This window comes from Pseudoalteromonas sp. CST2, assembly GCF_028599385.1.
In the GTDB taxonomy this organism is placed as follows: Bacteria; Pseudomonadota; Gammaproteobacteria; order Enterobacterales; family Alteromonadaceae; genus Pseudoalteromonas; species Pseudoalteromonas atlantica.
In genome coordinates this window covers 20,887-36,028 of sequence record NZ_JAQREO010000001.1, presented here as the reverse complement: position 1 = coordinate 36,028, position 15,142 = coordinate 20,887, and the positions used below count along the sequence as shown (strand labels likewise).

The window sequence follows — 15,142 nt, the reverse complement described above, 5'->3', positions numbered from 1 at the left end:
TTATCTCATCTGTAGCAATCATACTTTTGGCTTAAACAATGGATACCCCTAAACGCACCACGTTAAAAAAGCTCGCTGTCATCGGTTTAACCGCGGGTGTAGTTACTCATGTACCATATGTGTTTGCCCGAAAAAAAGTAACCCTAAGAGTCTTAGGAACACATGTAACGCTACAAGAAGCCATTCGTAAACAAGCAATGCTTGATTTAGGCATAAATATAGAATTTTCCCCTGCAGGTAGTGCTGCCGTATTACAAAAAGCCTCCATGGACCCTGGCGCATTTGATTTATACGAGCAATGGTCAAACAGTATTAATGTACTTTGGCGGGCGGGGTCTATTCAGCCCATAGAAAAAAAACGGCTAACCTACTTTAATGAAATAAATTCTCTTACCAAAACGGGGAAGCTCACCCCGGATGCAAAATTAGGTGCAGGCGACGCTCCCTATAAATTACTCAATGTACAAGAGGACGGCACACTAAGCGCAAACGAAAGCGATTACATTAGCTTTTTGCCCTATGTACATAATGTTGACTCTTTTGGCTATAACACCGCCAAAATAAAACCTGGTATTGCCTACGAAACTGAAAGTTGGGGCTGGTTACTTGATGATGCCCACCGAGGTAAAGTAAGCATTGTAAATGCACCCACAATTGGCTTATTTGACCTTGCCTTGGCAGCACAAAGCAAAGGGTTAATAACATTTAAAGATATTGGTGCGATTACTCGCTCCGAGCTTGACCGTTTATTTAGTATTTTAATTGACTATAAACGCCAAGGGCATTTTGCAGGTTATTGGAACTCGGTGCCAGAGTCTGTTGAATTTATGAAAAGCCAACGCGTGCACATAGAAAGTATGTTTTCCCCCGCTGTTGCCGCGCTCAATAGTCAAAATGTTAACGTGCGATTTGCCGCTCCAAAAGAGGGCTACCGTGGCTGGCATGGGGTAATGTGCTTATCGTCACAGGTTAATAATAACCAAAAAGATGCCGCATACGATTACATGAACTGGTGGCTTTCGGGGTGGGCCGGCGCATTTATTGCTCGCCAAGGGTATTACATTAGTAACCCACAGCGCTCAAAAGCAATGCTTTCACCAAGTGAATGGGATTACTGGTACTTAGGCAAGCCCACTACGGTTGACTTACTAAACACCCAAAAACAAGTCGCAGTAAAAGCCGGCGAGCAGCGAAATGGTGGTAGCTATTTAAAACGCTTAAGCAATGTAGCTGTTTGGAATAGCGTTATGCCGACTTACGATTACAGCTTACAAAAATGGTATGAGTTAATAAGCAGATAATGATAACCCGTTCAATAAAATCAAAAATAATAATTGCCCTATGCGTATTAATTACTTTATTAATTTTGCAAAGTTACCTATTCAATTATTCGCAAAAATCACTTTTTGAGCTGCAAAATGCGCAGCACAAAGCTTTATTACAAAGCGAGTCCGTTACCCGTTTAGAAAACGATGTGATTTCTTTGCAAAGCCAAGCCATTGCTTATCTAGATCATGCTAATAGCAATACCATTGAAAAGTTTAATATGCACTTAAATGCTGCAAAAAGGGATTTAGGTACGCTGAGTACACATTTAAATGAGTATGATGAAAACTATCAAAACAATATAAAGCGCCTTAACGAGTACTTAAATAATTATCAAGATACATTCAATCGCGTAGTCGTTAACAGAACCAAACGAGAGCAGCTGTACATTACACAGTTCAAACACCCTATTGAAGCGCTAAAAGCACAACTTAATGAGCTTAAAAAAAACACGCTAACCAGCAAGCAAAATAAAATAGTGAATACCCTTTTAACTATTAGCAATATAGAACAAGCAACAACCAATTATTTACACAAGCCAAATTATGATGAGGCACAAAATGTGCAAGATAACCTAGCACACTTAAATACCCTACTGGCGAGTATTGAAACCGCTAATGTTAACCTACTTAATAATACTGACGAGCTTGAGCAAGCGTATAGCCAATTAGTTATTTTAACCCGTAGCTATACGTTTTCGATAAATGTAGTTTTAACAGGAATAGAAAACGAGCTGCTTTACCTAGCCGAAAAAATTAGGGATGTAGAGAAGCAAAAGCTCACCCATACCGAGCAGCAGCTAAGAGACCACGTATTAAAAAGTACCGAAATGGCCAACCTTTTTGCCGCGCTGATCACTGTTATCATAATAGTAATTACCTTTTTTATATTTAACTCTGTCATTAAGCCCATTGCGAAATTAACTAAGCTGTTAAATGATATGAGCAATGAAAAGCAAGTAACACTAAATAGTGATGAGCATCATCAAAATGAAATTAACTCGGTTATTACCGCGGCTAATGCGCTGTATTTAAAAAACAAACAAACAAAAGAGCTACTAGCAGAAACCCAAGCGCTTAATTCTAAAATGGAATTAATGAATAAAGAGCTTACAGTTGCCATCACCCAAGCAAAAAATGCCAACCAAGCGAAAGGTGACTTTGTAGCTAATATGAGCCATGAGCTTCGCACTCCAATGAACGGTATTTTAGGCATGCTGCAGCTATTACAAAGCAGCGCTCTTCCAGCAAAACAAAAACACTATGCAGATAAAGCGTTTTCTAGTGCTCAAAACTTACTGCAAATACTTAATAACGTACTCGACTTTTCAAAGCTTGAGTCTGACAAAGTAAAGCTTGAATCAATCCCATTTACTTTGCATACCGTTGTTTCTAATGTAAAAAATTTATTTTCGGTAAATGCGAAACAAAAAGGGTTGCGCCTTAATTTTGTATTGCATGTTGATGCAGGGCTTGAGCTGATGGGCGATCCACTGCACTTGAGTCAAATTATTAATAACTGTGTAGGTAATGCCATTAAATTTACAGAGCGCGGTGAAGTAACTGTAACAATTGAGGCCACAACACAAGATGAGCAGCAAATACAGTTACGCTTTGGTATTAAAGACACTGGCATAGGCATGACGCCTGAGCAAACCGCCTCAATTTTTGACTCGTTCTACCAAGGCGATTCCAGTACAACACGTAAATATGGCGGCACCGGATTAGGTTTAACTATTTGTAAGCAACTAACCAAGTTACTAGGCGGCGAAATACAAGTACGCAGCACACCCCACGTCGGGAGTGAGTTTTATTTTACACTACCGTTTAAAATGACGAGCAAAGAAGCGCTTAAAAAGCATGCCTTACTAATTAGTCCCGATACTGAGCAAATAAAATCACTCACTAAGTTATTAAGTAGCGCTGATATTACTGCAGAAATTACCCAAGAGCCGTTGCGTGCAATTGCAAAAATGTCTCAACCGAGTAACCCTTTTAATATTGTGATCATGACGTTGTCACACAAAGAACTAAAAGATAACTTTATTTTGCAGCAACTGTACTTACAAAAACAAAAAAATAAACACAAACTGCTGCTTATTTTACTCATTAACGATCAAGAGCACCCGCAGGCAGTCCCCGATAGCGATCATATTGATATTATAACAATAGGTAATACTCACACTGATTCTCAGTTAATGCGTTTATTATTACCCGACTCAACACAGCTTAAAGAAGGAGAGTCTTACCCACAGTTTACCGGTTACACTGCACTGACAGTAGATGATAACCCTGTAAACCAAGAGATTCTTGAAGCACTATTAACCAAAATGAATATGACTGTTATCTCTGCAAGTAATGGCGAGGAAGCACTCATTAAAGTAGAAGAAAACGCAATTGATATTATTTTTATGGATATTCAAATGCCAGTGATGGATGGCCTAGAAGCGACGCGTATACTGCGTCAAAGGGGATATACAACGCCTATTGTTGCTGTAACTGCAGCTGTATTTTCTAATGATAAGAAAGCCGCCATTCGAGCAGGCATGGATGACTATTTAGTCAAGCCGTTATTATTTGGTCTGCTTTGTGACAGCATAGAAAAGCATCTAACAAAAACCCATACTTTAAGTACATTAAACCTCGATGTAGCACGGGCTAATCTTGAAGATAATGACGAACTCATTAATTCAATTTTCACTAAGTTTAATACCGATTACAGCCACTTTATGGAGGTAGCTGTAAAGCACTTGAAAAATAATGAGCATAAAACATTAGCTAGAGCGATGCATAACTTAAAAGGCTTAGCCGGCACCTTAGGGTTAGAGCTACTAGAGCAAAGCGTTAAAAAAGCAGAGTTAGAACTGAGCAGTAACGCATGCACCGATCTTAGTGTTTTTAATGAACAATTGACCTTAGCACTTTATGCAGTCAGACAGCTACTGGTAACAAACTCCTATAATCATCAGCCAGAAGCTATAAGCTCTGGACAAAATCCAGATACATTAATTGATGAAATTTATTCTTTAGCGTTATCTGCCCGCCCTATTCCTAGTAAATTAATTAGAGAAATTGCGCTTCAAAAATTCGAACATTCCCATCCATTGTTCAAGCTAAAAGAGGCAATAGATAATTTTAACTACGCTTTAGTGATTAAACTTATTGATAAATACAGAAATAACTATAAAAACTAGACAATTATGGCAACTATAAACTAACTTTAAGGGGTTATTAAAGAATAAGGATTTAGTGTGCATTCAACCTTTCTCGCTAACAATAATGAAACTGCAGTAACTCAACCGCGAAAGCCTTTGATACTCATTGTTGATGACGAACCTAGCAACCTACATGTATTAGTTGAAGGCTTACTTGCAGACTACGATGTACGCATTTCAACAAGTGGCGAACAAGCGCTTGTGTTTGTTGAATCCACGCGCCCAGATTTAATTTTACTCGATATTATGATGCCAGGCATGGATGGCTATGAAGTATGTCAAAGATTAAAAGCTAAACAAAATACCAAAGGCATTCCCATTATTTTTGTCACCGCACTTACTGAAGAAGAGTCTGAAGAGAAAGGCTTTGCAATGGGTGCCATTGATTATATTCATAAACCCTACAAATTAGCTTTGGTAAGAGCGCGTATACGTACACATATTACTTCGCAAGGCATGCTAGACAGGCTCATTGAAAAAAACTTTGACTTACACGACAAATTACTCGAAATAGAAGCTCTTGCAAAAGAGTTAAGCCAACGCGAGGAAGAGCTAAAGCAGCTGTCATCTAAGCAAAAGTTATTTTACCAGGCACTTACCAGTACCGCCGATGGTGTTGTAATTACTAATAGCGATGGCAAGATTATCGCGGTTAATCCATCATTTTGTAGAATTACCGGCTATTGCGAAGCCGAATCGCTGGAAATGGATTTAAAAGAGATCAAACAAAATAATCACCCAAGTATTAGCTTTGATGAAGTGTGGAAACACGCTAACGAAGCGGGCTACTGGAGCGGTGAGCTTGTAACACGAAGAAAAAATGGCGAGCTATACCCTGAGCTATTAACGCTTAGTAAGGTAAAGAGCGAGCAAGATACCAATATTCACTACATTGGCGTTTTTAGTGATATTTCAAGCGTAAAAGTAACGCAAGAGCGCATAGATTACCTAACTTGGCATGACGAGCTTACTAAATTGCCTAACCGTAATGGCTTTTTAAAACAGTTAGAGCAACAACTGCAAGAGTGCAGTAGCAATAAAACATGTGCCTATATTTATATTATCGACATTGACAGCTTTCACTCTATTAATGATGGCTTAGGGCTTTTAGCAGGGGATAATATTTTAAAGGAGCTTGCTCAGCGTATTCATGCCAATGTAGATAAAAAAGATATTATTGCACGCTTAGGCAGTGATGAATTTGCAGCCTTATGTAGCGTAGATAAAGGAATTGGGCGTACTCGTGCGCAATCAATCGCCGAAAACAAAGCGCAAGAGCTTTTAAACGTAGTCAACCGCCCTTTTGAGGTTGATGGGCAAGAGGTTAGCTTAACAATTAGTATAGGCACTTATATTTTCCCGCGTGACGATGTGTGGGAAAGTGCTATTGAGACAATCAGAAATTGTGAAGCAGCCTGCTATAAAGCCAAAGAAAAAGGCGGAAACAGAGTTACTTTTTTTGATACCACATTTGGCGAGCAAGCTAAACGACGCTTTGAAATTGAACAAGACTTAAGAAAAGCTATCCCGCAAAATGAGCTATCCATATTTTTACAGTCGCAATTTGATAGTAAGCAAACGTTAAAAGGCGCAGAAATACTGCTGCGCTGGGAGCACCCTAAAAAAGGCTTTATAAGCCCAAGTGAGTTTATATCAATAGCTGAAGAATCAGATATTATTTTTGAATTAGACTGCTGGGTTACGACTAATGCACTTAATTTACTTACCAAGCTTAAATACAGTCACCCAAGTTTGAATATTTCGGTAAATATAAGCGGTCGACATTTTCATGAACCGCGATTTTTAAACTTTATGAGCGAGCAAATTAAGAGTGTTGATATTAATCCTCAGCAACTCACCATTGAGATAATAGAGGGAACGCTACTTAATCACATGGAAGCGGCCATTGAAGCCGTACACTACCTTAAAAAGCTAGGCGTACGTGTATCAATAGATGACTTTGGCACGGGCTACTCAAGTTTAACCTACTTAAAACAGTTACCTATTCATGAGCTAAAAATAGATCGCTCATTTGTGCTTGAAGCCCCCACTAATAACAACGATAAATTAATTATTGATATGATTGTCAGCCTTGGCAGGTTGTTTCAATTAGAAGTGGTAGCGGAAGGAGTCGAGAATCAATCGCACTTTGACTTATTACAAGAGTACCCTGAGGTTATACTACAAGGATACCATCTGCACCGGCCTGAGCCATTAGAAAGCTGGTTAGAAAAACTAAACCATACTTTGCAAAATGCATAAAAAAACGCCGATTAAACAATCGGCGTTTTTTATATGTGAAGTATATTACTTACGTACTTGGCCTTCGCCATTAACTAAATACTTTTCAGTTGTAAGTGACTCAAGCCCCATAGGACCATAAGCATGTAGTTTAGTTGTAGCTATACCAATTTCGGCACCTAAGCCTAATTGCGAGCCATCTGAGAAACGCGATGATGCATTTACCATTACTACCGATGCATCAACACTGCGTTGGAAAAGCTCAGCCGCAGTATCGTTTCTAGTACAAATAACCTCAGTGTGGTTTGAACCAAATTGAGCAATATGCTCCACAGCAGCACTAAAGCTTGGGACCACACGAATAGCAATCTCTAAATCTAAGTATTCTTCACCAAATTCATTATCAGCAAGTACTGTAGCATTATCGAAGTATTTTGCGGCTTGCTCATCTGCATTAATTTTCACACCTTCTTGGCGCAATACAACGGCACATAAATTTAAAAATTCATCAGCAACGTCTTGGTGAACCACTAGCCCTTCAAGCGCATTACATACGCCTGTGCGCTGTGTTTTACCATTTAATAGTAAATTAAGTGCAACCTCTAAGTCGGCATCTTTATCTACGTATAAATGACACACCCCTTTAAAGTGCTGAATAACAGGAATAGTACTGTTTTTTGTAACAAAGTTAATTAAGCCTTCGCCACCACGAGGGATGATTAAATCAATACTTTCGCGTTGCTGCATTAGTTCCATAAGCAATGCACGGTCTGGATCAGGAATAACTGAGATCAGCGCTTTAGGTAAGTTATGTTTTTCAAGTACACCGTGCATTACACTTGCAATGGCTTGCGAGCTTTTAAGGGCTTCTTTACCGCCGCGTAAAATAACACCATTACCTGATTTAAAACACAATGCGCCTGCATCCGCAGTTACATTAGGACGCGCTTCGTAAATCATACATACAACACCTAATGGCACACGCATTTTACGTATTTTAATGCCATTTGGGCGCTCTGTAATGTCGCGTAGCTGACCGACTGGATCATCTAAACTTACAATAACTTCAATACCCTCTGCCATTGCTTCAATGCGCTCTTCGTTAAGCGTTAGGCGGTCGATCATCGAAGCGGCTAAGTTATTATCGCGTGCTGCGCTTAAATCACTTTCGTTTTCTTTAATTATAAATGCTTTTTCTGCGCGTAATGCTGCTGCCATTTCGGTTAACACTTGGTTTTTGGTCTCGGTGTCGAGTAAAGCAAGTGTGTTTGCAGCTTTTGCTGCCTGGCGTGAAATATCCGTAATCAAACTCATGACTTCTCCAATAATGCGATATCTTTTTCTGAAATAACAGGACCAATAGAATCCTGCATTTTTTCGCTAAATTCACTTTGCTCGTTATCTGCAATAAAGCTTAACAAGCAACTACTATAATTTGCGGTGGCTTTTGCTAAACGAGTGCCATCCTCGCTTCTAACTAAAATGGTATCGCCAATGGCAAACTCACCATGAACTTCCATTATTTCGTCGCCACGTATGCAACCGTTTTCACCTTCAAGAGACTCATCAAACGAGCCATCTACAACTACTTCACCTTGCTCATTGGCTGTATGCGTCATCCAGTGCACAGCTTCTTGCATTGGTTTTTCATAAGGGAGGAAAACACTACCAGGGTTGTCACCTGCCAATAATCTATTAAAGGTTTCTTCTTTAAAGCCATTAATAATATAAGTAGCAATACCGTGAGACGTTGCTTTTTCGGCAGCTTCAATTTTGGTTTTCATGCCACCGGTTCCTACAGAGCTTGTAGCACATCCTGCCATAGCATAAATAGACTCATCAATTGATTTTATTTCAGGCAGTAAAACTGCATCGTCGTGCAAATTTGGGTTTTTATCATACAGACCATCCACATCAGAAAAAATCATTAATGCATCTGCATCAGCGGCCGCCGCTACCATGGCTGATAAGTTATCGTTGTCACCTACTTTTAAGTCATCCGTTGTTACAGCATCATTTTCGTTAATGATAGGCAGTACACCATGCTCTAACAAAGTAAAAATAGTTTCGCGAATACTTTCATAGCGCTCACGGTCACGTAAATCACCATGGGTTAATAATAATTGCGCTGATGGAAAATCGAAAAAGCGATCCCACATAGCCATCATTTCAGTTTGACCTGCTGCTGCCATCGCTTTTTTCATCACAACTGAACGTGGAATGTCAGATGGGAATAAGTGTGAGCCTGCAGCTACTGAGCCTGAAGATACTAAAATAACTTCAATACCACGAGCACGACAGCGAACAATAAATTGCGCAATGGTTAATAAGTAGCGTGAACGGCACCCATCTTGATCTGGAGCAATTAATGCACTACCTACTTTTAAAACAATACGACGCCAATTTAACTTTTGCATAAAATCTCAACTTTCCATTTTATCTGCATTCACATAGTGTGAACTAAAACTAGGTAATTGCGTATAAAATACGCAATTTCGAATAGGTTGTTTGTTTATACACTTTTTAAACGCACGCAAATACACGACCTAAAATTGCTTTTAGATTTGTAAAGACATGAAACAGCACCAACCAAAATAAATGGAGGTCTATTAAATATAAAAATAAAAAGTGTTGTTTATGTATCGCTGTAAAAAGCTGTGTGCGGCCTTTTTGTTAACAACATACATAGAGCCTCTAAAGTCAGATACACCAACAGATAGGGTGATGACTTAAGGACCGAGATTTAGCCGCCACGATGGGAGCTAAACATTGAAAGTAATAGTTCAACTCAAACATTTATTTACTTAATTGCTTAAATAAACTTGTTTGAAAAAACCATACCAAGATATTCAATAATACAATAGCTACTAATTAATGGTAAAAATAGCGTACAAATCTATTATTACAGGGCAAATATGACGCTAGTATTAATACATACCGTTATTTTGCAAAATTATATTTAGATGACTAATTGTTTGAACTCTAAATATAATACGACATTTCAAGGGGTAAGATCAAGGCTAAAAATCACTCTAATGTAGAGCTACGCCTGACTTCTAAGCAGTTAATCATTTAAAATCAAGGAGTTATATTTATTTTTGAGTTTTAATTCAATTTTTATAAATAAATCAATAAGTTTAACCTACAATTTTTGTATTAAGCGCTAAAATTTTATTAGCATATTAAACATTTCACGTGTATACCCCTGTATTAATATTTAACAAAAGTTATACTTTTCACATTGTGATAAATAAGGAATTCTTAATTTATGTCAGCAATTTATATAGCCGGTATCGCACTTTGTTCGGTGCTTGCCCAATGGGTAGCGTGGGCGTTTAAAGTACCCGCTATCTTGTTCTTATTGCTTACCGGTTTATTGCTAGGGCCGTTTAGTGGTGTATTAGACCCTGATGCTTTACTGGGTGATTTATTATTTCCTGTTGTGTCACTGAGTGTGGCTGTCATTTTATTTGAAGGCTCCCTTACTTTGCACTTTAGAGAGTTAAAAGGCATAAGTAAGGTCGTACGTAACCTGTGCTCTATCGGCATGATCACCACCTGTGTGGTAATAAGCTTAAGTGCCTATTGGTTACTGGAGCTTAACTGGCGGGTGGCTGCAGTATTAGGCGCTGTACTAGTAGTAACAGGGCCTACGGTAATCGCCCCTTTACTTAATTCGATGCGCCCAACACAAGATATTGACCGTATATTACGATGGGAAGGCATTGTAATTGACCCAATCGGTGCTCTTTTTGCTGTGCTTGTATTTGAAGCAGTCATGCTGGTAGGCCAAGGAGAAGTGCTTAGCCACACTATTGTTGCACTTGTTAAAACAGTCGGCGTAGGGCTTTCTATCGGTGTTGTTGCGGGCTGGATCACCACACAGCTTATGCGCCGTGAATGGCTACCGTTCGAGTTACATAAATTTGGCATACTTGCCTTGGTGCTTATTAGCTTTTCGGTATCTAATCACTTAAGTCATGAATCGGGATTATTGGCTGTTACCGTATTTGGTATTTGGCTTGCTAATCAAAATGATTTAGAAATCGATTCTGTACTTGAGTTTAAAGAAGACTTATCGATGATTTTAATATCATCACTGTTTATTTTACTTGCTGCACGGCTACAGCTTTCTGACTTGATGATGTTAGACAGCGACGTATTTATATTCCTTGCAGTGGTGTTATTTATAGCGCGTCCATTGTGTATTGCCATATCTACTTTTGGTACTGACCTGCCAATGAAATCGCGCTTGGTGCTATCGTGGATAGCCCCTAGAGGTATTGTTGCAGCTGCTGTTGGCTCGGTATTTGCGCTAAGTATGATGGAAGCTGGCGTAGCTGATGCAGAAAAAATGGTGCCGTTAATATTTACCGTTATTATCATCACTGTGGTATTGCAAAGCTTAACCGCTATTCCTGTTGCTAAACTATTGGGCGTGCGCCAACCTTCTCCAAATACCATACTGATTATTGGTGCAAACCATGTATCTCGCGCTATAGGTAAAGGCTTACAAGAGCAAAGCATTCCTGTTCATCTATCAGACCCCGCATGGGAGAACTGTAAAATGGCTCGTATGGACGGCCTTGCCTGTTATTATGGTAACCCACAATCAGAGCATGCTGAGCGTTACTTGCCGCTCACAACAATAAGAACGGTATTAGCACTTTCACCAAACCGCCACCATAATGCGCTTGGTGTACAATATTTTTCTCACTTGTTGAATGAAAAAAATGTATTTTCACTGCGCTCCTCTACATCGCATGCTAAAGCGAACAAAGACAGTGCAACATTCCTATCTAGACAAATTTTGTTTGGTGAAGATGGCTCTTACGCTCGCCTAAGCAGTATTATTGCTAAAGGCGGTAAAGTAAGTGCGACGCGTATTTCAGAAGAATTTGATTGGGAAAAATACCAAGAGATGAACCCTGAAGCGATCCCGTTGTTTATTTTAAAAGGTGATAAAGACAACGACGACGATACGCCAGTAAAGCTTCGCCCATTTACCAGTAATATGGAAAAGCCACCGCAGGAGGGAGAGCGTATTTTTGCACTTCAGCCGCCAAAAATGTCGGTGTTAAAAGACCCCGCTAAAACAAAAAATAAAGAAGAGAGCTAACCTCTTCCAGTTATTGCAAAAAAGCCCTAATTAAATATTAGGGCTTTTTTATTTTATAAAAATAGCGTGCGTTATCGGCACTTACATGGGTAATCTCGCGCGGGCAACAACACTATCGGGCATTTTTTTAGCGAGTAAGCTAAGCGCACGCTCAATTTTTTTATGGGTTGCTTTATCTGCCACCATGGCATTGAATAACCACCGATACGCATCTTCAAAGTCACGTGGGCTTCCGTAGCCTGCATTAAAAAGCTTAACCAGCCTTAGCTGTGCTTTTAAGTTCCCTTGCGCTGAGGCCTCTCGTAAGTAGGTAATGGCCATAGCTTTATCTTGCTGCACTAAGCGACCCGTGTCGTAATAACGTCCAAGCTGCTCTAATGCTGCCGCTAAGCCTTGTTCAGCCGCTTTACGCATGTAGTACACACCTAATTCCACATTGCGCTCAACACACACGTTATATGCCAGCATATCGCCATATAAAAATTGGTAAGATGGCAGCGCCATTTTATTGGCCCTTGCCTCTATATCTTGTACTAATTGGCAATCGTCTGCCTTTACACGCTGCAAATGTGTATTTTTATTTATTAGTGCAATCAGCTCCGGTTCGGTATAAAGCGGCACCGCAGCGGGCGTTTCTTCAGCTAACACATTGCTACTTATAGATAAAAGTAACGGAGTGAGCAAAGACGCTAGAAAAGTGTTACAGGTAGATAGGCGCATGTTTACCACGTATAAAATAAAACTTATCAAATAATATACAAAGATCGTTCCAAGGTGAATTTTAGGCATAAAAAAAGCTGCAAAAAGCAGCTTTTTTTTAAACTAATGGTGATTAAGCAAACGGGTTGCGAAGTACCATTGTTTCTACACGATCTGGGCCGGTAGAAATAATATCAACAGGTACACCTGTGATTTCTTCGATACGCTTGATGTAGTCAATCGCAGCTTTTGGTAAGCCTTCAAGGCTAGTTACACCAACTGTGTTTTCAGACCAACCTGGCATCTCTTCATATACTGGTGTTACTTTCTCGTAACCCTCAGCAGCTAATGGCGTTACATTAGTCACTGTGCCATCTTCAAGCTGGTAACCAGTACAGATTTTAAGCGTTTCTAAACCATCTAAAACATCTAACTTAGTTAAACAAAAACCAGAGATGCTATTGATTTGAACTGCGCGGCGCATTGCCACAGCATCTAACCAACCAGTACGGCGTAAACGACCTGTTGTCGCGCCAAACTCATGACCTTTATCACCTAAGTGCTTACCCACTGGGTCTTGTTTTTCAAGGCCATCGTAAAGCTCTGTAGGGAAAGGACCAGAACCAACACGTGTAGTGTACGCTTTAATAATACCTAACACGTAATCAAGGTTTAATGGACCAAAACCAGCACCAGTCGCAACGCCACCAGCAGTGGTGTTTGAAGAGGTTACATAAGGGTAAGTACCGTGATCGATATCAAGTAATGTACCTTGTGCACCTTCAAATAAAATGTGTTCGCCCGCCAAACGTGTTTGATCTAAAAGCTCAGTTACATCAACAACCATTGCTTTTAAGATGTCTGCAACAGCCATTGCATCATCAAACGTTTTTTGGAAATCAACAGCATCTACTTTGTAGTAATTAACTAAAGTGAAGTTATGGTATTCAAGTACTTCTTTTAGTTTAGCTGCGAATAATTCTGGATTGAATAAGTCACCTACGCGTAAACCGCGACGGGCTACTTTATCTTCGTACGCAGGACCGATACCACGGCCAGTTGTACCAATTGGCTTGTCGCCGCGAGCAGTTTCGCGAGCTACATCTAATGCAACATGGAAAGGCAGAATTAACGGACATGCTTCACTAATTAAAAGACGCTCACGTACAGGTACGCCACGCTCTTCTAACATGCCAATTTCTTTCATTAGCGCTTCTGGTGATAAAACCACACCATTACCAATCACACATTTAACATTGTCACGTAATACACCCGATGGAATAAGGTGTAGAACTGTCTTTTCACCGTCAATAACTAAAGTATGGCCCGCATTGTGGCCGCCTTGGTATCGAACTACTAAAGATGCTTTGTCTGTAAGGAGATCAACAACCTTACCCTTACCTTCGTCACCCCATTGGGTGCCTAATACAACAACGTTTTTACCCATTGTAAATTCACTTCGAGAAAATTAGGACGAGATTTTACCAGAAAACGGAAGTAAAGATCACCCCTGTTCAGCTTATTTTTTCTGCGCGTATTTTTTAGGCCATCACACTTTTTAAATAACCACATATATAACAGTAATTTAAAGTTTTAAATTATGCTTAACAAAAAGCCCCGCATAGGCGGGGCTTTATAACTTTTTGAATGATTAAGGCATCGCTTATTGCGCTGCAGCGCCTTTCATATATTTAAAGAAGTCACTATCTGGCGAAAGTACCATAACATCTTGTTTATCTTTAAAGGTCTTTTTATACGCCTCTAAAGAACGAACAAAACCAAAGAACTCTGGATCTTTGTTGTATGCTTTAGCATAAATAGCGGCAGCTTCTGCATCACCTTGACCACGTACTGAGCGCGCATTACGCTCTGCATCAGCAAGCATTACCGTTACACGGCGGTCAACATTTGCACGAATAGTTTCCGCTTTTTCTTGACCTTCCGAGCGGTGCTCTTTTGCAACAGCTGTACGCTCAGCGCGCATACGTTGGTAAATAGAGCTACTCACTTCTTGTGGTAAGTTAATTTGCTTAACACGCACATCAAGTACTTCAATACCTAACTCGCGCGCACTTTCAGAAGCTTGTACTAACGCCTCTTCCATTAGCTCACTACGCTCACCCGATACAATCTCGCGAATGGTACGCGTACCAAAGTTAGTACGCAGACCATTATTAACTTTTTGCTTTAGTAGTGTTTCAGCGTATTGCTTATCACCACGAGCACGAAGGTAAAATGCGCTAAAGTCGTTTACGCGCCATTTAACAAACGAATCAACAATTAAGTCTTTTTTCTCGCTTGTTACAAAGCGGTCTGGCGTGCCATCTAGCGTTTGAATACGTGCATCAATACGACGTACTTGGCTAAAAAATGGTACTTTTAAGTGAAGGCCTGGGCTGTATACAACGGCTTTGTCTTCACTGTCTTTTTCAACTTTGCTAAATAGCAACACAATCGCTTTTTGCCCTTCTGGTACTACAAATACCGCAGAGAAAGACATAACAATGGCAGCTAATAGTATGACTAAACTAAAGTTTTTCATT

Annotated in this window: 9 protein-coding genes; 4 read left to right on the top strand and 5 right to left on the bottom strand. The window is 39.8% G+C overall.

What is annotated here, in order from left to right:
* Positions 1-38 precede the first annotated feature (38 nt).
* Genes PSH41_RS00145 through PSH41_RS00135 form a run of 3 tightly spaced genes read left to right on the top strand, consistent with a single transcriptional unit; the run spans position 39 to position 6,802 of the window.
* Positions 39-1,301, top strand: a complete 1,263-nt coding sequence (locus PSH41_RS00145; protein ID WP_273589329.1) for an ABC transporter substrate-binding protein — start codon at positions 39-41, stop codon at positions 1,299-1,301.
* Entirely contained in the window at positions 1,301-4,519 is a 3,219-nt protein-coding gene (locus PSH41_RS00140; protein WP_273589328.1) for an ATP-binding protein, read from the top strand. Before PSH41_RS00145 ends, PSH41_RS00140 begins: the two co-directional genes overlap by 1 nt.
* 57 nt (positions 4,520-4,576) lie before the next feature.
* Positions 4,577-6,802 (top strand): two-component system response regulator, encoded by a 2,226-nt coding sequence (locus PSH41_RS00135; RefSeq protein ID WP_096042390.1) that lies wholly within the window; start codon positions 4,577-4,579, stop codon positions 6,800-6,802.
* Positions 6,803-6,847: 45 nt separating this feature from the next.
* Here PSH41_RS00135 and PSH41_RS00130 read toward each other — a convergent pair whose 3' ends face one another.
* Positions 6,848-8,095 carry a glutamate-5-semialdehyde dehydrogenase gene (locus PSH41_RS00130; protein WP_096042391.1) on the bottom strand — a complete coding sequence of 416 codons (1,248 nt, stop codon included), beginning with the start codon at positions 8,093-8,095 and terminating at the stop codon, positions 6,848-6,850.
* The gene (proB, locus tag PSH41_RS00125) at positions 8,092-9,198 is read right to left on the bottom strand and encodes a glutamate 5-kinase (protein WP_004587658.1); all 1,107 of its coding nucleotides are present in this window, start codon (positions 9,196-9,198) and stop codon (positions 8,092-8,094) included. The genes PSH41_RS00130 and proB overlap by 4 nt, the downstream gene beginning before the upstream one ends.
* 851 nt (positions 9,199-10,049) lie before the next feature.
* Here proB and PSH41_RS00120 point away from each other — a divergent pair.
* Positions 10,050-11,900, top strand: a complete 1,851-nt coding sequence (locus PSH41_RS00120; protein WP_024031470.1) for a cation:proton antiporter — start codon at positions 10,050-10,052, stop codon at positions 11,898-11,900.
* An 81-nt stretch (positions 11,901-11,981) separates the two neighbouring features.
* Here PSH41_RS00120 and PSH41_RS00115 read toward each other — a convergent pair whose 3' ends face one another.
* The 3 genes from PSH41_RS00115 to hflC form a co-directional block, all read right to left on the bottom strand.
* Complete coding sequence (locus PSH41_RS00115) at positions 11,982-12,620, bottom strand: tetratricopeptide repeat protein (RefSeq protein ID WP_029772606.1); 639 nt, start codon at positions 12,618-12,620, stop codon at positions 11,982-11,984.
* A 112-nt stretch (positions 12,621-12,732) separates the two neighbouring features.
* On the bottom strand, positions 12,733-14,046 hold the full coding sequence (locus PSH41_RS00110; protein WP_004587661.1) for an adenylosuccinate synthase: 1,314 nt from the start codon (positions 14,044-14,046) through the stop codon (positions 12,733-12,735).
* Between the two features lie 216 nt (positions 14,047-14,262).
* Positions 14,263-15,141 carry a protease modulator HflC gene (gene hflC, locus PSH41_RS00105; protein WP_004587662.1) on the bottom strand — a complete coding sequence of 293 codons (879 nt, stop codon included), beginning with the start codon at positions 15,139-15,141 and terminating at the stop codon, positions 14,263-14,265.
* Position 15,142: the final 1 nt, after the last annotated feature.